We start from the raw sequence: 19,922 nt of genomic DNA, 5'->3' as shown, positions 1-19,922 counted from the left end.
TTCTATCAAAAGAAAGTCTATTGGTTTAATCTAACCTCTGAGCAATAACATTGGAAGATAACACCAAACAGCCTTTAACGGCTGACGCTTCATTGTATAATGGGCAGCCTACCGACATAGGCTTATCGTGTCCAAGTGCAAGACTTACCTCTTGTACGCCCTCCATCTAAAAGAACAAAGGTGGGGTGTCGGTAGAGAATGTGATTTTTTAGTTTTCGAATATTGTATATGAAAAGTTTTAAAGAAAATAACAAATATGGATTTATGGACGATGACAATAATGTCGTTGTTCCTCCTGTTTACGATGCTGTCCCATATACTATTGGACATAGAAATATCATAAGGAAAGGTGAAGTTTGTGGTGTTGTTTCGGAAAAAGGAGATAATATTATAGACTTCAAGTATGATGGCATTCAACTTTTATTAGATGGCTTATATGCTGTAAGAAAGAATGATAGTCAAGCAGATTGGGAGTGTTTTGTTATTGATGAATCTGAAAACATCATTATAAAAAATGGGTTCAAAAGCATTTATAGAGTAGGTCAATATATCCAGTGTTTTAAAAGTGCCTCATACGAGTTCAGCACTTATTCTTCAAGTGCTAATAGATATACTTATAAATGGCAAAAAGACGGTTCTGTTTATGACAAACTTGGCAATTTCGTTAGAGAAGGAAAGTTAATAGACGATTTAGATGACATTATTCTTTTTGAACAAGAATCTACTATTGTACCCTATGACGTAAGGGAACAAAAAGTTTTGTCGGAAAAGTTCGAAGAATTTCATCTTTTAACAAGAAATAGATATATTGTTAGAAAGTCTCTCGAAGATGGAGACTGGGCATTTGGTGTCATCGATAAACTTGAAAAAGTTATAGTTCCATTTAAATTCAAATATATAAAAGAGTATGGTAATTGTTTCATACAATGCTTTATTTCTGCTACCTGTGAAAAAGAATGGAAGCAAGACTTAAATCATAGGTATAGCTATGAAGATTTGAGTGGCGAAGTTTGGTTCAATTCAGATGGATTGATGATTAATAAAGGTAAAGCAAATTACCTTGGAAAATCCATACTTGCTGTTATGTCAGAAAGTGGTAAATGGGGAGTAAAAGATAACAATAATATTCGAATTGTTAATTACATTTACGATAAAATAGACTATATTTCAAGCAACATTGTGATAGCTAAAGACGGAAATATTGGCCTTCTAGGTCAAAATGGGGAATTAATTCTTAGCCCCTCATACAAAAAGATAGAATGTGTAAATATTCAAAATGGTAAATATATAGAAGGATGGAATAATGAGGTTTTTGGTTGTTATTGTCATGAGTACACTTATGACACAGAAGGTTGTGCTTTTACATATAAAGGAGAAAAATGGGATCGATTATTTCACAAAGAGGTTTCTATAGATAAGAGAGGTTTTATAAGAAAATCAGGTGAAGAATATTTTACTACTGAAAAAATATTGATTTTATCCACCAATGAGTATTCAGAACTTTTCTCAATTGAAAAGGGGGGCATACCCAATTCAAGGTTTGAAGAAATCAACCAATTGACTGACCTATCATATTGTGTTAAACAGAACGGTTTATATGGTATATATCGTGTTGACGAAGAAAGGTTGATTATACCTTGTGCATATTCAAGGGTAATATTTGAAGGACTTCATTTAGTTTTTTTATGCAAGGATAATAGATGGGGAGCAAAAAGTCTTGTCCTGAAATCTCATTTTATGCACTTACTATTTAATGCTGATTTCTCTCCCAAATTTATAGAAATAAAACTTTTAAACAATTCTGAGCGACTATTCTCGGTAAAAACAGAAGAAAAAAAATCAGATGGAGAAATTGAATGTTTCTATTCCATAGCAGACAGTCAAGGAAACTTATTGGAAAGAATATCTGCATTAGGCCATTTTGATAAACATTTTGAATGGTATAATTCAAATAAAATATTAACCCAGTTAGGAAGTAAATATGGTTTCATCTCTTTATCTGGCTTTTTCTCGATTCCTTTTAAATATGATGAAATAGAATTAAGAAAAGATGGTTGTTTTAACGTTCGCATTGATAAATCTTGGGGAGTAATGACAATAGATGGTTATGAGTTTATTCCTGTCAAGTACTCTGAAAAAATTGCAGACAATTTCAAAGATTTAATAGTTCAAGACTCTATTTCTGGAGGTCTTGGCATATTGAATGAGCATGGAAAAGAATGCATTCCAACTTTATATGAACATTTGCAACTAACTGACAATCAGAATATAATATTTTTCGGATATGGCGGTTGTGAAAGCGATTGTAATAATTTTTTTAGCCCCATTTCGTATGCTTCATGGGGATGCCTTAGTAATAATGGAAAGATATTAATCACTCCCCATTATGATTGTTTTAAATTTTATTATAACTTGTTTATCCTTGCAGGGCGTGATGGGCATATGTTAGGAGAAGGTCAGCATGGATGTAGCTATCATGAGACAGAGTATAGTGGATTATATGATCTGTATAATTTTGACGGAAAATTAATTTTGGGAGGTTTTACGGATTTTTCTTATGACAATGATAGGAAATTATATCAGTTTAGGTTTGGAGGACAATGGAAGACAGATTGTGAAGATTATGATGAATATGGTAATTCCATATTTTACTATTCGTTTCATTTTGAAAAAGGAAATAGTCGATGGTTAATACTTGACAACAATCTTACGTCTATTGTCAAAGACAAACAAGGTAGGAGAAAAGTTTTTAATGAAGGTTTTATCGGTACAATTACGAGAAAGGAGGAAAAAGGGAGGGTCGTGAACTATTGGAATATGCCACTGGAACTTTTTTCTATTAATCGTCCTTGTTTCTCACATAATCTCATGATATGTGATAACGATAATTATCAAGTTGCGATTAGGTTAGAAGATGGTTCTATATCTTATGAGCATAATAAAATTCATGTTATATCAAATGATTTATTTTTCTTCATGGATGTTTATGAAATTGGAAGGGGTGTAGGATTATCAAAATTTGCAATAAACAAAGAAGGGGAGTTAACAGAAAAGATAATAATAGACCCTATAGATGAGGGAAATTGTATTTTGACTACACCTATAGAAGGGTATGTCTTTGGTATTTATGAATATGACAATAATCTGTGCGGAGTAAGGTTGTATGATATAAACGATGCAGAAAAAAAACCTTTAACAGCTATCGAGTCTATTGAAGAAAGTAAGTTAATCAATTATATATCAAGAGGATTTCTTCTTATTTCTATAGACAATTCCGCATCAGGTTTGTCAAGAATGATAATGCCTCAACGTTCCATCTTTGACAAATCTTTTGTAGATATTATATCCCCAAAAGAGTCTGAGCTATTTTATAAACCCTTTGAGAAGAAATATTGGTTTACAGATGATTGCCATTTATATGATAATACCGATAATGAAGATTGTCTTGATGGCGATTTTGGCGATAGCTACGACTTCATGAAGGATAGTTGGGATGCTATGACGGATGGTATGTATGGAGATATGCCTGATGGTTTTGACGGAGATTTTGACTTTTTAGGAAAATAAAAGAGAATACAATGAATATTACAGAATATGCTATTCAAGAATTAGCAAAAAACATCAAAGATTTAAAGACTGGCAAAGAATGGGTTGCTCTATTTGATAAATATGGGGCAAAGGATGTGTATGATGAAATTGGTTTACCAGACATTGGCAAAAGGAATTTACAGAGGCCTTCTAAAGTAGAATATATCAAAGCGCGGTTTACCAAGTTCAACAATACCACTTGTCTTGGAGATATAATTGTACAAATTGTATCAGAATATCCTGATATTATAGATTGCGTTAACGACCAAATAAAGTTAGAAGGATACAATGTTATTTATCAAGATAATCAATATATATTATTAGGCGATATCAAAAAAGATAATCATAACAATAAACAAGCAGAAATCAATGCTCATTTTTTAGATATTCAAAACAACATATTATCTGAATTAGATAAAGCAAGAGTTTCTATAATTGTTGTTATGGCATGGTTTACCAATGAATTAATTGCAGAAAAACTTATTGAGAAACGTCAAGAAGGATTGGACGTAAAAGTTGCAATATATGACGATGGGGTCAATAATAAATATGGAGTTAATTTAAAAGAAGTTCCCCTGTATCGTATAAGATCAAAACATGGAGGAATTATGCATAATAAATTTTGTGTTATAGACAACCAAATTGTAATAACAGGCTCATATAATTGGACAAATAATGCAGAATTCAGAAATGAAGAGAATATTTCTATAATAGAAGATAATAGCACTGCATCTGATTATTCCGTAAAATTTAGAGATTTAATAACTCCAAGAGATTGAAATCGTCTACGTTTTCAAAGAATAATAAAGTGGTTCTTAATATAGTAAAATGGCACTCGCAATAAACATAAACGACCTGCTTAACAAGCAGAAGATTGAATCTAACCGCATTGAGTTTAAGAAAGGTTGGAATCCGGGAAGTATTTATCATAGTATATGTGCTTTTGCCAATGACTTTGATGACCTTGGTGGTGGATATATCATCGTTGGTGTAGATACTGACGATAAGACAGGAATGGCAATTCGTCCTGTAGAAGGAGTTCCATTGGAAAAGATTGATGGCATATTGCAGGAGATGGTTGCGTACAATAACAAAATGGCTCCATACTATTTGCCTCGTACCTCCGTGGAAGAGGTGGACAGCAAACAAGTAATTGTAATTTGGTGTCCAGCTGGTAGTTACCGTCCATATTCTGTACCTGTAAATGTAACTGCAAAAGGTACGAAAGAATATTTTTATATCCGTAGTGGCACAAGTAGCATTGAGGCAAGAGGTGAAGTTCTCGTTGAATTGCGAGAGTTGGCTAATCGTGTGCCTTTTGATGAACGAGGCAATAGCGACATCCAGTTGGAAGATATTTCTCTGGTGCTTCTTCGTGATTATCTTGTCAAAGTGGGTAGCAAACTGGCTGATGATGTGATAACGACTCCGCTTTCCACCATACTTGACCAAATGGAACTGTACACAGGACCAAAAGAAAACCGTTTGCTTCGCAATGTGGCAGCCATGATGTTCTGCGAGAATCCAAGCAAGTTCTTCCCTTACACTCAGATTGATGTAGTGACATTCCCTAACGGAAAGAAGAATGATCCAAACAATTTCACAGAAGTTACATTCAAAGGCAGTGTTCCGCAGATGATAAAACAGACAATGGATTACATCAAGAGCAATGTACTCAAAGAGCATGTGCGTAAGATTTCCGGTAGGCAGGAGGCAGAACGTTTTTGGAACTATCCATACGATGCTATTGAGGAAGCAGTTGTAAACTCTGTATATCACAGAGATTTCTTGCAGCATGAACCAATAGAGATTACCATTGAACCAAGCGGAATCTCTATACTCAATTGTCCTGGACCTGACAGAAGTATCTCCAAGGAGGATATAGAAAAGGGCGATATGCTAAAAAGCCGTCGCTATCGCAACCGTCGTTTGGGTGATTTCTTAAAAGAGCTTGACCTTACAGAGGGTCGCTCAACTGGTGTTCCAACAATACAAACAAAGTTAGCAGAGAATGGTTCACCACGTGCCATCTTTGAAACTACAGATGACCGCTTGACGTTCTTGGTTACTATTCCTGTTCATGAAGGATGTCGTGAAAGTTCGGAAACGAATAGCAACAGTTCGGAAACAGACATACTTGGTTCGGAAAGAGGTTCGGAAACAAAAACGAAAAGTTCGGAAAGAAGTTCGGAAACAAAGGACTTGATTATAGATATTATAAAACAAGACCCACATATAACAGCCGCTGAAATCGCAATGCAATTGAATATGTCTTCACGAGGAGTTGAGAAGCAAATACGTAAACTTCGTGAATTAGGCAAAATTAAACGAACAGGTGGTAGATTTGGAGGCTATTGGGAAATCGTAATATTAGACAAAGAATAAAACGGATATGTTATTAGGAAACAAGATAAGGTCTCTAAGAGACGAACAAGGGATATTGCAGCGTCAAGTGGCTGCATACTTAGAAATAGACACCCCCATGTTCAGCAAGATTGAACGTGGGGATAGGCGAGCAAAGAGAAGTCAAGTAATTCAAATGGCAACATACTTCAAAGTGGATGAAAAGGAAATGCTCACCCTTTGGCTTGCTGATAAAATTCTAAGCGATTTAGAGGGTGAAGAGGATTTGAAACTTACAGCCATTGAAACAGCAAAAGATGAGTTACTGGATGTTAATCGCTAATTTGCAGCAAACTATTCATCTTCTGATATAAACAACGCAAGATTGATTTTTTGCAGATAATGGGAACTTTATGGTATCATTTACGCTTAATGCCATAAAGTTTCTTTTGATTTACAGATACTTATAAAACATATACTGGTTCAAAGCGTGGAGTCAGTCTGTTACCCGTTCCACGATTCGTAGGCTTTCGCATTGCCCTGTCAGTCGAAACGAGCAACGCCGAAAGCCCCACTATGTGTAAGTATATAAATACCCATTCTTGGCAACGAATGCAAAATGCAAACACAGCCAATGAGGGCTGTATACAATACACCCATGAGATGTCCTTTGTCGCTTTGTTCTTGACTGACAGATGAGTTTGCGAAGTTCACGAATCGTCAAAACCAAAGCGTCAGATACGCCTTTTATTATGTATATGTCTGCCCAACCTCTGCCCATCGGGGCTTTCGGTATGTAGACGTTACAAAGGTAACACTTTTGTCTTAGCTTCTGTTTTGTTTGACTGACAAAACATGATTTTATGGTTTGATTTAACATTAATTAAATGAAGTTGTTTAAACTTATTTTGAGATGTTAATGATTCTGTAAAATAATTAAAATACAGCGCATTCCTCAAAGTACGCACTATATTATAGTTACCACACTCTAATATACCGTACCAATGACAAAATACGCTGTACTCGACAAAGATACAATAAAATCTGAAATTATGCCACATCTTTCTGTTGCAAAGAAGGGATTTATCACCAAATTCGATCTTGTGGAGATTGTCAACGCCATCCTCTACAAGTTGAAAAGTGGTTGCCAGTGGCGGCTTCTTCCAATGGGCCATCTCTTCAGCGGTGAGATTCCGAGCTGGAACACAGTCTTCCATCATTACCGCAAATGGAGTACTAATGATGAATGGCAGGCGGTATATTCCAGGATTCTCAGCAAAGGGAAGAAGAGCCTTGATCTGTCGCTTTCCCATATTGACGGGTCCCATACTCCTGCATATCGTGGCGGTGAAAAGGTTGAGTATCAGGGAAGGAAGAAGAGAAGCACGACAAATGCCCTCTTTTTTACCGACAATCAGGGAATACCGTTGGAGATGTCCGAACCTCAGTCCGGCAATCATGCCGACCTCTATGATATAGAGAACAGAATAGATGAGATTGTCGGGCAGCTCAAGGCCTCCGACATTCCGGTGGATGGTCTTTTCTGCGATCTCGATGCCGGCTTCGATGGCAAGGAACTCAGACGAGCCCTTGATTCTCATGGAATCATATCCAATGTCTGCCCGAATCCAAGAAACGGATGGGAAAAGACAGAGAAAAGGCTTTTCGATGAGAAAATGTATAGGGAAAGATGGAAAATAGAAAGAACAAATGCATGGATGGATGGTTTCAAAGCGGTTCTGACACGCTTCGACACCACCGTTTCCAGCTGGAAAGGATGGAATTTCATTGCATTTATCGTTATTTTTCTTAAAAAATTTCACAAATCAAATTAGTTTAAACAACTTCATATAAATATGTCAAAGGAATCCTCTTTTGTTTTATTTTTTTGCTGAAAGTTTGTATTATCAAAGATTCTTTTTCGTGTTGCGCCATTCCCACTGCCTGATATGAACGTACCGTCCGTCCCCGACAAAAGAAATATCCATCTAATTTTGTGTGTTTATCCATCTTATAATGTGGTTTTTATGTGTATCTTTGCAAAGAATAACCGCATATTACTGATAACAATATAACTACTTAAAGAAACAAACAAAATGAAACTTACGAGAATTATGACCATCGCCTGTGCAGCCATGCTCAGCACGACGACGGTGAAGGCGCAGGTTCCCGATGTGCGTTGGGACTCGCGCAGTCTGATAATCGACGGCCGGAGAGTGGTGCCCGTTATGGGCGAGATACACTACTCGCGCATACCCGTGGACGAGTGGGAGAGGGAAGTAAAGAAGATGAAGGACGGCGGAGTTACCATCGTGGCCAACTACGTGTTCTGGAATCATGTGGAGGAGCAGGAGGGCATATTCAATTGGAGCGGACAGCGTGATCTGCGCCGCTTTCTCGAGGTGTGCCGCGCGGCTGAAATGCCTGTGGTGCTGCGAATAGGGCCGTTCTGTCACGGTGAGGCGCGTTGCGGCGGCATACCTGACTGGGTGTTTACAAAGGGCTGCAAGACGCGCGACAACAACGCCGTTTTCATGAAATACACGGCCGCGCTCTACCGCCAGATATTCGCTCAGGTGCAGGGCCTGCAGTGGAAAGACGGCGGACCGGTCATTGCCGTGCAGTTTGACAACGAGCAGCGCAATGGCAACTACCTGATGGCGCTGAAGCGTATGGCACAGCCCATAGGCTACGACCTGCCGTTCTATACCCGCACCGGATGGCCCGAGCTGAACCGTCCTGTGCCTTTCGGCGAGATGCTGCCGCTCTATGGAGACTATGCCGACGGATTTTGGGACCGTTCGACCAAAGAAACGTCCGGCAACTACTACAAGGCTTTCAATTTCAAGGCGTTCCGCAGTAGCACCGCCATCGCCACCGAGCAGCTCGGCGAACAGCGCGAGCGGCTCACCAAGGGCGACGAGCAGTATCCTTACTTCACTTGCGAACTGGGTGGAGGAATGATGACTTCTTATCACCGCCGTCCTTATATCTATCCCGAAGATGCCTATTCGCTGGCCATTGTCAAATTGGGCAGCGGCAGCAACCTGCTGGGCTACTACATGTATCATGGCGGAACTAATCCCGAGGGTATCGGCTATCTCAACGAGAACCAACGCACACCGGGCACCAACCACAACGATCTTCCCGTGAAGACCTACGACTTTCAGGCTCCGCTGGGCGAGTTCGGTCAGCGTTATCCACACTATTACACTCTGCGCAAGCTGCACCTCTTCATGAACGACTATGCCGAGACTCTGGCTCCGATGGATGCCTCGTTTCCCGCACCGCAGGATATCAGGAAGGGCGACGACTCGCAGTTGCGATGGGCGTACCGCTCGCTGGGTGACAGCGGTTTCGTTTTTGTCAACAACTACGAGCGCCTGCAGAACCTCACAGCCAAGAGCGGTGTGCAGTTCGACGTGTGCGGTGTGAAGTTCCCCAAGCGCCCGATGACCATCCCGGCCGGTACGGCCTGCATCTTCCCCGTCAACATCGACGGCATACGTTACGCCACGGCGCAGCTTTTGGCCCGCCGCGACGGCAAGATATATATGGAGCAGATACCGGGCGTGCCTACGGAAATATGCGTTGACGGCCGCGTGCTTCGCAATGTCAAAGCCCGAGGACTGCAACGTCCCGTCTACGGCAATATCTATCTGCTCGACTCTGAGACTGCCGGCCGCCTGTTCCTTGACGAGGAGCCCTCCGCACCGGCACCGCAGAACGTGACATACAGGAAGGAAAAGGAGGCCGGGCCGCTGCGCGAGATAACAATAGGCGTGCAGAAGGTGGCCGAAGAGCCCACCGATGCCGACTTTGACAACGCCGCCGTGTACGCCATAGACATACCGGCCGAGCGCGACGGACGCATGCTCAACATAGAGTATCGCGGCGATGTGGCCCGATTGTATGCCGACGGACGGCTGGTGGCCGACAACTTCTACAACGGCCGGCCGTTCCTCTACGGCCTGTGGCGTCTGTCCGAGGGCTGCCGTCGCCTGGAGATGCGTGTGCTTCCGCTTCAGAAGAACATGCCGGTGTACTTCCCGCGCGAGGCAAAAGTGGACAAGGAAGGTGAGGAAGTGATGAGTATAAAGGCAGAAAACATATGGTAATGAGAAAGAGAATACTGACTATGATGCTGCCCGCCATGGTTGGTGCGGCAGCATACGGACAGACTGTCAGTCTGTCGGGTGAGTGGGATTTCAACATGGGCGACAAGCAGGAGTATGGTGACAAAATTACGCTGCCCGGCTCGATGCTCACCAACGGCAAGGGCAACGATGTGACGGTGCGCACGAAGTGGGTAAGCAGTCTGTACGATTCGTCGTACTTTTTCAACCCCGCCATGGAGAAATATCGTGTGGAGGGGCAGATGAAATTTCCGTTCTTTCTCACTCCGTCGAAGCATTATGTGGGCACGGCATGGTATCGCCGTACGGTAGACGTGCCCCGCGGCTGGCGCGGACGCAGCGTGACACTGCATCTGGAGCGCCCGCACATAGAGACCACTGTTTACGTCAACGGCAAGGTAGCGGGCCGCGACTCGTCGCTGAGCGTGCCACATGAGTTTGACATCACGCCGTATATCGACTTCGGTGGCAGCAACGAGATTGCCATACGTATATATAATGGTATAGAGAACGTGTGTGTTGGGCAGGACTCGCACAGCGTGACCGACCAGACGCAGGGATGTTGGAACGGTATTGTGGGCCGCATGGAACTTGTGGCCCGTCCCGTTCGGCACATCGGCAACGTGCAGGTGTTCCCCAACATCGGTGACAAGAGCATACGCGTGCAGGTGGCGCTGACGGGACGCGGCAAGGGTAAGCCGGTGGATTTCCTGCTTGACGGACGTCGCGTGAAGCGCGTGAAACTTGCCGGCGACACTGCTACGGTGGTGATACCGATGGGCGACGATGTGAAGCTGTGGGACGAGTTCGAGCCTAATCTCTACACGCTGCAGACGGTGATGGACGGCGACACTGTGTCGACAACGTTCGGTATGCGCGAGATAAGCATAAGCGGACGCCAATTCTACATGAACGGACGCAAGATATGGATGCGCGGCACGGTGGGCAACTGCTGTTTTCCGCTGACGGGCTATCCGCCCACCGACGAAGAGTCATGGCTGAGGATATTCCGCAAGTGCAAGGAGTACGGTCTTAACATGATGAGATTCCACTCCTACTGTCCGCCAGAGGCTGCTTTTGCGGCGGCCGACAAGGTGGGATTCTATCTGCAGCCCGAGGGGCCGTCTTGGCCCAACCACGGCGTGAGGCTGGGACGAGGAATGACCATCGACCGCTATCTGATGGAGGAGACGCAGCGTATGGTGCGCGAATATGGCAACCATCCGTCGTTCTGCATGCTGGCGGCAGGCAACGAGCCGGCGGGCGACTGGGTGAAGTGGACTAACCGTTTTGTGGCCGACTGGCAGAAGACGGGCGACCGCCGCCGTGTGTATTGCGGTGCTTCGGTGGGCGGCGGCTGGGCATGGGACAGCGGAAGTGAGTATCATGTCAAGGGTGGAGCGCGTGGACTTGACTGGGATCGGCGTGCACCGCAGTCTGCGGATGACTATTATGACCAGCTGTTGCAGCCGCGCAACTTCAAGCCGAAAAGCAATGACGACGTGAACGACACGCCCATATTGGCCCACGAGCAGGGACAGTGGTGCGCTTTTCCCGATTTCCGCGAGATAGAACAGTACACCGGAGCATATCGTGCAGGCAATTTCGAGATATTCCGTGACCTGCTGCGCGACGGCGGAATGGCTTCCCAGGCGGAGAAATTCCTCATGGCGAGCGGCCGTTTGCAGACTTTGGCGTACAAATATGAGATAGAGCGCAACCTACGAACACGCGACTATGCGGGCTTCCAGTTGCTCGGGCTCAACGATTACAGCGGTCAGGGCACGGCGCTTGTCGGTGTGCTCAACGTGTTCTGGCGCGATAAGGGCTATTGTACGGCTGAGGAGTGGAGACGCTTCTGTGCTCCCGTGGTACCGTTGGCACGCTTCCCCAAGTTTGTGTATACCAACGACGAGATACTCGATGTGCCGGTAGAGCTGTACAATGCCTATCGTGAGACACTGCGCGGCACAAAGGCCGAATATTCCATCACGATGGACGGAAAGCGAATTGCCGGCGGAGTGCTTGCCGGTGGTGACATACCTGTGGGCAAGAACAATGAACTTGGCGCCGTTCATTTTGATCTCGCTGCACTCACGGCTCCCTCAAAACTCATGCTCACCGTAACGGTGAAGGGCGGCAACGGACCAAAAGCCGAGAACTGCTGGGACTTTTGGGTGTATCCCGCCAAGGTGGAAATGCCCGCGACCGACGGCATACACATTACAGACACGCTTGATGACAAGGCTGTGGAGGTGTTGAAGAAGGGTGGGCGGGTGCTCATCTTGGCTGCGGGAAAGGTGCGTATGGGCAGCGATGTGAAGCAGACTTATCTGCCTGTATTCTGGAACACGAGCTGGTTTAAGATGCGTCCGCCGCATACTACGGGTGCCACGATTGATACCCGTCATCCGCTGTTCAAGAACTTCCCTACGGACAACTGGACCAATATCAACTGGTGGGAATTGGTGAACAAGGCTCAGGTCATGAATCTGCGTGAGTTCCCCTTCGGTTATCAACCGCCCGTGCAGCCTATTGACACATGGCACGTGAGTCGAAAGTTGGGAATGATGATAGAAGCTAATGTGCTGGGTGGTCGTCTGCTGATGACGACAATGGACATCAGCAATGACCTTGACCGTAGAGTGGTGGCCCGCTGCATGCGTCGTGCGATAGTGGAATATATGTCGGGAGAAGACTTCCGCCCGACGTTGACACTGGACTCACGGATAATAACGGATTTGTTTGAGAAGCAGGCACCGGCGGTGATTATGTTTACCAAGGATTCGCCGGACGAATTGAAGCCTGTGTTGAAATAGTATGATAAACTGACCATCTGCCGACAAGCATATAAAAAAATGACTCCGAAATATCCGGAGTCATTTTTTTATATGCTTGTCGGCAGATGGGAAATATTATTTCACTACCACCTTGCGTATGCTGCCATCGCCCATACGTATGATGTTGAGGCCTTTGACAGGAGCTGTGATAATCTGTCCGGCAGCGTTGTAACGTATCTTTTCTGTGGCATCCGTACCGGAGGTTGTTATGCCTTCTATACCTGAGGCTTTGGCAATCTTGGACTTGGCCACATTGATTACTGCGCCGGTATTGGCATTGATCATCATGCAGATTACATTGCTGTTGTAAATCTCATTGACTGCTGGTTTGGCAAATTCAATGTTGGCAGTGTAAGTCTCGTTGCTGGCAATGGTTGACGGAATGTAGCCAGTTGTGCCATAGTATGAACCAACCTGTGCACGTGCCACATCGTTATGCGTATATACAACATACTCTTGGCCGAGCGTGCCGCCCTTGCCCCATTCTCCAAGGCCGTCGGCATCGTCGTTGTAGTGATAATTATGTTGGAAACCAGGCAGGCCATCCTCTGTCACGATGATAAACAGACCGATATTCTGTTTGCTGATGTTCATTGCAAATTTGGCTGAGGCTGTTGCCTTTACCTTTTGAGTGGCCTCGTCGAAGTATGCAATGACGTCAAGGTTGGCATCGGCATCGGTGTCGAACTCTTTCTGTACGAGGTCAAACCAACAGTCGCCAAGCGGTGATGTAAAGCTGTAGGATGTACGTCCTGCCGTGATGCTGGCGTATGTGGGTGAACCTATTGTTTCACCGCGTTGTACCTTGGCCGACGGTGCTCCTGCCAATCCTAAGAACTGGTTGACATATGAAGACATACCGCTTTCATATATGTCGCCTGTGTATACGTGGTAGCCGGCAAGGATGACACGATCGCCATAGACACGTTCCAAGTTCTCCCATGCAAGGTGTCCGCGGGGGCAGTTGCCACAATCCTGACCGGTCATTTCTTCCACTATTACGCGTTTTGTCGGTTGGAATGCAAGGTCTTTGATAGCATAGCTGATGGTGTCAAATTTTTCGTCGAGTTGTACGCGGATGTAGAAAACGTTGATCTCACCAATGGTGAGGGGTAGGTTTTTGGCAAACGCGAAATCGTAACGGTCACCTTTCTTCAGTGACAGGCCGTTCTCGGATATCTCGTCGACAACATTCTTTTCAGAATCGAGCAACTTTATATTAGCCGTGGTGTATGTTTCGGTCTCGGAATTGGCCGTCACACGGCCTTCTATCTTATGGCTGTTTTGGCCGACTACGGTTGTTGCTGATGTCAGTGCGGTGAGGAATCCGTTGTCGCGGACAACTTTGATGTTGTCAACGAATACGATGCTTTGGTCCTCGTTTTCGTTGATGAAGGCCACGTAGATATTTTTGCCTGCATACTTGTCAAGTTTGAATGAATATGTGGTCCATTCATTTGACAGGTTGTCTTCGCTATTGCCCGGGGAAAGAATCTCGTCCATTATAACATTGCCATCGGCACGGAACTCATCGGCATTGTCCTTTGAGAAATAGTTGAGCACTTTGTCGCTTGCGTAGACGATAACCTTAAGTTTGTCTTGCTTGTACTTGCGGAAGCCTTGGCCGTTGAATTCGAGTCGGCATTTGGCATCGGGGATGTATATCTGGGGAGTGACCATCCAGTCGTCGGACTTTCCGGCAGGGCTGTATGCGGATGTGGAGGCAGCTGAGTAATCGTCTGACTCCCTGCTTTCGCGTACGGGAACCCAAGGTTGAGGTGTATTGTTGTAATAGAAATCGTAGTCTTTCATTTCTTCATTGGGTATGTTTCCGTCCCCGTCGTAAAGCATCATACCCCCGACTCCGTTTGCGAAATCTTCCTTGTATATCAACGTGTCGTCTGCTACTACGATGCGCTCATAAATGCCTTCGTACATTATTTCGTAGCGTTCATTGGCATTGCCGCCGTTGACATCGGTCACGGAACCGGCGTTGAGTACGACTTTGTAGTTGGTATTGAGATAGAGATACTGTGTTGTCTCGGGATATATGAGCATCTGGTTGTCCTTTACGGCCACACTAAGCGGTGAAACGATGTCATCGCTGCCGTCACGGTAGAGGGTGGCCGCAGCATTTTCGGTCAACGATATGTTGGTATCGAACGTAAGGAGTATCGGATTTGTAGTCACGTTGAGTTGTGACAGGGCGCTGCCGGATTCAGGAACGGCAGTGACTACTTTCACAGGCTCTGTACCACGGCCTGTATATGTAATTACTATCTCATCGTTGAGGCGTGTCTCGTCTGCACTCAGAGCTATTGTTCCGGCTGGTATCGTGAGAGTATATTTCTTTCCTGCTGTGAGATTGAGGGTGCGGAAAGCTATGCGGGCTGTCTTTGATGATGACGGTGAGACAGCGAATGTTATTATTCGCCCTACAGAGGCTCCGCTGTCATCAGTGAACTTGATGTCACTTGTTTTGCCAAGAATCTTTATGTCACGGGAAAATTTTATGCTTACATCCTTCATCTGTGAGAATGAAGCTCCGTTGGCCGGGGTGACAGTGTAGTTGTTGAGCAGGTTTACTCTTCCTGCTGCATCGGTTAGTGTCTCGTCAAGTTCAAGAATGTAACTTTTGTAAGGGTCCGGAAAGGCTGTTATTACTTTGCCGTCGGCCGATACACTCATTATGGTACCAGTGTTGTCGAGACCGGTTTTGCCATAGAAGTCGATACCGTAACTCTGGCTCATAAGTTCATCGAGCGCATACCAGAACTTGCCGGCACGTATATATACGGAACGTATGGGAGTGCTGCTCGGGGTGGCGGAATATATGGTTCCTGTATTGTCTATAGTGATACTTCCATAATCTCTGGCCTCCAATTCATTGAACATTTCAAATTCGTTCGTTTCCATATTGTAACGGCATGGTACGGAATATTCATCGTTGGGATTGGTGGCATTTTGGATAAATGCTGTACCGCCAAACCATTTGCCGTTAGGACTTAGTGTGCCTTCTACGCCAAGCAGTCCTTCAGTCCACGGTGTACCGTCTGTGTTGAAGCCCATCGTTGTGTAGCTTTCATTCTGACGGTCGTAAATGAAATGCAGAGTATTCCATGTGTAGCTGAAGTCTACAATACCGGTTATGTAGCGGCTGTCGGAAGATATGGCGTCGTAACGTATCATTCTTGCTTTTTCACCGGCGGAACCGACAGTGGGGTACCCGGGAGTCTCGGTGATCTGCATTGTGGTGAGGTCCCAAAGCATGGGATATTCTCCATAGTTTTCCGCATTGCCGGAGTAACTGAACATACGGCCGACGGCATAATGTCCGTCGGGTGTTACGGCGGAGGCAAAACCTGTTGTCCATCCTTTAGGTATAGGCAGATATTTCCAACCACCGGCCTTGGTCCATATGGCGGGTTGGTCATGATATGCTCCTACGACAGTGCCATCGTCGGCCACATCATTGGCCTGGCATTGCAGCGGGATGGTCTCGTCACCGTCGAGTCCAAGTATGTCAGACTCTTTAGTCTTAACGTTTGTACGTCGGGCGTTGGTGTAGCGCGAGGCGTCTGTAGGGCTTGTTCCGTAAGATACAGCCCATTGTCCGTTGTCGGACAATGAGTAGATCATAGACTGGTCTTTAAAATCGTAAAGAGTCATTTTGGGCTCTGTCACATTCTGTGCATGTAATGTTACGCAGGCGAATGATGAGATTCCAATGACAGCCAAAAGAAATGTTTTCAGCTTGTTTTTTCTCATTGTTTCTTCTTTTTAGTTGGTATTTCATTTAACCGACAATGGCTCACACGAAAATGTGAGCCGTTGTCGGATGTCATTGTGACAATTTAGGTCTTATCTTATGAACACTTTTTTACCATTGATTATGTACATGCCTTTTGCCAGCTTGTTTACTGCTGATGCATCGGCGTCTTTCATCAACAATGTTCCTTTGAGAGTGTATACGTCAACCTTTCCGCCCTCATTGTTGACGAGTTCTGTGATTCCGGCCAGATTGATTGTATATATGAATACAAAGTCTTCCTTGTTGAGGTCTGTCTCGTCGTCACCTATAATCGAGCCGGCAGGAATAGTGAGTGTGTATATTCCGTCAGCCGTGATGGCTCCGTTGTCAAGAATGATGACGAACTTGTTCATTTCCGGGATACCCCAGTCGAAATCGTTGTGTACGGGATAGCTGTTACCGGTATTGTCGGTCAATGTGGGGTTGGCAGTAAAGTTACAACTGCTTCTGTCCGTTACCGTTACTATGAGTTTTGACGGAATCTCGCTTACCAATCCGGCAGTAGGGCTTATTTCTATTCCGAACGGCTCAACCGGTTCCTTTATTTCGTATACTATGCTTGTTGCCTTACTTAAGTTACTGTCGAACTGCTCACCAAGAACGAAGAAACCGGCAGGAACATTTACATCGTAGACTCCAATAGCAGTGACAGGCTCGGGAAGTGTGATGTGGCATGAGAGTATTGGAGCCCAATAGTCATCCGGATCTTCATCCAACACGACGTCATCACCGCTGAACTCTGCTATCTTCTCACGTGTTGTTCTGTTATATATGGTGATTTTCTCACTGTTGTTCCAGTTGATGCTGATACTGCCTTCATAACCGAAAGTGACGGTGCTGAGACTCTCGAGCACTGATTCGTTTGCCGGTGTTACTGTAAAGTCCGGGGCAAGGCTCTCACTGACAAAATCAATCTGGAACCACGTATTGTCTTCTGTCCCCATTATTATACCCAGTCCGTTCTCAGTCTTGTTTACTGCACGCCCTTCGTCATCTTTTGCAAAGACATTCACGCTGAACTCTCCATATTGTGACATTACATATTCAGGTATTGTGACTGTCCATGCAGTACGGTCGGCCGAGGGTTCAACGGTGCAATCTGCCGATGTCCCCATGCCAAGGTTTACCACGGCATTTAACGTTACAGGAGCGCTGAACTCGATGGTACGGTAATTGTCATTGGCAGAAGCAAGTCTGATAGGCTGGCTTATATCAGTCTTCATCACAACATCGCTGTAAATGTAGGCTTGTTTTGTACCGTGTATGATGAACATTGCTTCACCTACATTAGGCTCGGCACCACTGTTTTTGTCGGCTTCATTCTTCCATGCCTGAAGCGTGAAAGTGTAGTCTTTGCCGGCTGTCAAGCCTTCTCCTCTCCATTCTATGGTAAAGCCGTCTACCAACTTGCCTGTCATGGTTGTATCTACATATCCAGCTCTGATATATTCCATATCAGGATTGTCAACGCCTCTGATTTCCCATTCTACATAACCAATCTCATTGTCTTTGTTGGTTTTGATTACAGATTTGCTGCCTCTTGTCAGTACACCGATATTACCGTTTATCATATTGACTTCGACAATATTGCCTTCATTCTCTTCATACATCCATATGGCACTTGTAATGTCGAATTTGCTTTCAGTTATGCCTGTTGTTGTGAATGTTTTTGTGAAATAGCTTAGTGCGGCCGGATCGATACTGGTGGTAATACCGTCGGGGCGTTCCACGTCTTTGAGAGATATGGCGATGTCGCTACCGGCATCGGCTGCGATGTTGGGAACGGGGATTGTTATTGTTGTTTCGTTTCCATTGTTGTCAACTTTAATCTCGCTGAGGGTCATTGTCTTGACCTTTTCAGTACCGCTTTCGGTATATTTGAATTCTACTCCGTTGAATGTTATCTGACCGTCGTTTTCGCTCATCCATAGTTCTATGCTTTTGGTGTCTGAATCTATGACGTCTTTGTTTGTCGGATTGCCGGTTGCGTCAAGTAGTGCCCAGTCTGTATCAACGGTATAGTTTATTTCAGATAGTTTGTAGTTGAATGCGAACGATCCGAGTACACCGGAGCCCGAGCCATAGGCATAGTTTCCGTCCATATCCTTTACGTGTGATATGGATAGTGTTATTCCGTCGTAAACAGTGCCGGAAGTCACCATGTCCTGTGCACGGCGCAGCTTGTCCTTGAGATTAACCATTAAAATGTTGCTTCCAAGTGGAAGTATGGGGAGTGATTCTGTGTAGTATTCGCCGTCGGCATCTTGGTCCATATTTCCATATGTAAGGGTTGCGGTTGGTTTGTTGCCTTCCGAAAAGTTCACTTCGTCACTGAATTCCAGTGTTACGATGCCTTGGTTGTCATCGGATGTATAGAATGACTTGAATGTGGTTACGGCAGGAGTGCTCATTGGGGTGTTGGTACTGCTTACAAGTTGCAGGGGTTTCTTGCCTGCTGTGTATGTAATGTCCAACTCTCCATTGCCGTTGTATAATTTGCTTGGAGAAATGGTTGGGGCCACGCCTTTGAACTTGAAGCTGATCTCATTTCCTTCTTTGACCTTACCTTCATCATACATTTGGTTCAGCCAGTCTTTTACGTCTACAGATACATATACTCCATTTACATTGGCTGACATTGTCTTTGAGGATGTGCCAGCATTGACAGTAACAGAAGCTATTTGGACTTTTTGGTTGAATGTCAGTTCTACGCTTCCTTTGCCTGCATTGAAAACAGAACCGGCCTCAGGTGATATTTCACGCAGAACCAATGGTTCAGCCTCTGTGTTGAATTTGGCTGTAACCGTACCTCCGACCATTACAAAACTGTTTCCTATATAATAGGTAACACCTGCTTTACAGTTAAAGTAGTATGCCGTCTCACTGTAGCTTCCGTTGAATGTAATGTTTGCCGACTCGTCAATCTGACTGAAACTCTCGTCGGTATATAGGGCATAGCTGTCTTTTGTATATAATGAGAAGATCCCGTCAGCCGGGGCCGTGAATTTGGCATAGAAAGACTGGTATGCTTTCAATGTCAGTGTTGTGCCGTTTTCAAGCACGTACGGATCTTCTTTTGATCCCGAACCCACAACATCGGCTATGGCCTGTCCGATGCCCATAAATGAAAACATAATGAGCATTAGGATGTTGAGTGCCCAATTTTTTGTTAGTAAAAATTTTGTTTGCATGTTGTTATGATTT

The 19,922-nt window shown here is 44.6% G+C and carries 9 protein-coding genes; 7 read left to right on the top strand and 2 right to left on the bottom strand.

Going from position 1 to position 19,922, the window contains the following annotated elements; all coding sequences use genetic code 11:
• The first annotated feature begins 228 nt into the window (after positions 1-228).
• From HPS55_RS01920 to HPS55_RS01890, 7 genes are all read left to right on the top strand, one after another.
• Positions 229-3,567: a WG repeat-containing protein gene (locus tag HPS55_RS01920; protein WP_172176904.1), complete on the top strand. Its 3,339-nt coding sequence runs from the start codon at positions 229-231 to the stop codon at positions 3,565-3,567.
• Between the two features lie 11 nt (positions 3,568-3,578).
• Positions 3,579-4,367 carry a phospholipase D-like domain-containing protein gene (locus HPS55_RS01915; protein WP_172176654.1) on the top strand — a complete coding sequence of 263 codons (789 nt, stop codon included), beginning with the start codon at positions 3,579-3,581 and terminating at the stop codon, positions 4,365-4,367.
• A 49-nt stretch (positions 4,368-4,416) separates the two neighbouring features.
• Positions 4,417-5,973, top strand: a complete 1,557-nt coding sequence (locus HPS55_RS01910) for an RNA-binding domain-containing protein (RefSeq protein ID WP_172176652.1) — start codon at positions 4,417-4,419, stop codon at positions 5,971-5,973.
• A 7-nt stretch (positions 5,974-5,980) separates the two neighbouring features.
• Positions 5,981-6,274 carry a helix-turn-helix domain-containing protein gene (locus HPS55_RS01905; protein ID WP_172176650.1) on the top strand — a complete coding sequence of 98 codons (294 nt, stop codon included), beginning with the start codon at positions 5,981-5,983 and terminating at the stop codon, positions 6,272-6,274.
• Positions 6,275-6,935: 661 nt separating this feature from the next.
• Positions 6,936-7,766 (top strand): IS5 family transposase, encoded by an 831-nt coding sequence (locus HPS55_RS01900; protein ID WP_172176648.1) that lies wholly within the window; start codon positions 6,936-6,938, stop codon positions 7,764-7,766.
• 261 nt (positions 7,767-8,027) lie between these two features.
• Entirely contained in the window at positions 8,028-10,049 is a 2,022-nt protein-coding gene (locus HPS55_RS01895) for a beta-galactosidase (RefSeq protein WP_172176646.1), read from the top strand.
• A complete protein-coding gene (locus HPS55_RS01890) occupies positions 10,049-12,886 on the top strand; it encodes a sugar-binding domain-containing protein (RefSeq protein WP_172176644.1) in 2,838 nt (945 codons plus the stop codon). Before HPS55_RS01895 ends, HPS55_RS01890 begins: the two co-directional genes overlap by 1 nt.
• 96 nt (positions 12,887-12,982) lie before the next feature.
• Here the strand turns inward: HPS55_RS01890 and HPS55_RS01885 are convergent, their stop codons facing one another.
• Positions 12,983-16,675 (bottom strand): Omp28-related outer membrane protein, encoded by a 3,693-nt coding sequence (locus HPS55_RS01885; RefSeq protein ID WP_172176642.1) that lies wholly within the window; start codon positions 16,673-16,675, stop codon positions 12,983-12,985.
• A gap of 93 nt (positions 16,676-16,768) precedes the next feature.
• Positions 16,769-19,852, bottom strand: coding sequence for a hypothetical protein (locus HPS55_RS01880; RefSeq protein WP_172176640.1), 3,084 nt, complete (start codon positions 19,850-19,852; stop codon positions 16,769-16,771).
• Positions 19,853-19,922: the final 70 nt, after the last annotated feature.

The organism is Xylanibacter rodentium, assembly GCF_013166575.1.
Lineage (GTDB): Bacteria > Bacteroidota > Bacteroidia > Bacteroidales > Bacteroidaceae > Prevotella > Prevotella rodentium.
The sequence above is the reverse complement of the archived record's forward strand: the minus strand, read 5'-3'. Positions and strand labels throughout refer to the sequence as shown.

Coding starts and splice junctions, on each gene's coding strand:
- HPS55_RS01920 (WP_172176904.1), top strand. CDS start 229: ATGAAAAGTTTTAAAGAAAATAACAAATATGGATTTATGGACGATGAC.
- HPS55_RS01915 (WP_172176654.1), top strand. CDS start 3,579: ATGAATATTACAGAATATGCTATTCAAGAATTAGCAAAAAACATCAAA.
- HPS55_RS01910 (WP_172176652.1), top strand. CDS start 4,417: ATGGCACTCGCAATAAACATAAACGACCTGCTTAACAAGCAGAAGATT.
- HPS55_RS01905 (WP_172176650.1), top strand. CDS start 5,981: ATGTTATTAGGAAACAAGATAAGGTCTCTAAGAGACGAACAAGGGATA.
- HPS55_RS01900 (WP_172176648.1), top strand. CDS start 6,936: ATGACAAAATACGCTGTACTCGACAAAGATACAATAAAATCTGAAATT.
- HPS55_RS01895 (WP_172176646.1), top strand. CDS start 8,028: ATGAAACTTACGAGAATTATGACCATCGCCTGTGCAGCCATGCTCAGC.
- HPS55_RS01890 (WP_172176644.1), top strand. CDS start 10,049: ATGAGAAAGAGAATACTGACTATGATGCTGCCCGCCATGGTTGGTGCG.
- HPS55_RS01885 (WP_172176642.1), bottom strand. CDS start 16,675: ATGAGAAAAAACAAGCTGAAAACATTTCTTTTGGCTGTCATTGGAATC.
- HPS55_RS01880 (WP_172176640.1), bottom strand. CDS start 19,852: ATGTTTTCATTTATGGGCATCGGACAGGCCATAGCCGATGTTGTGGGT.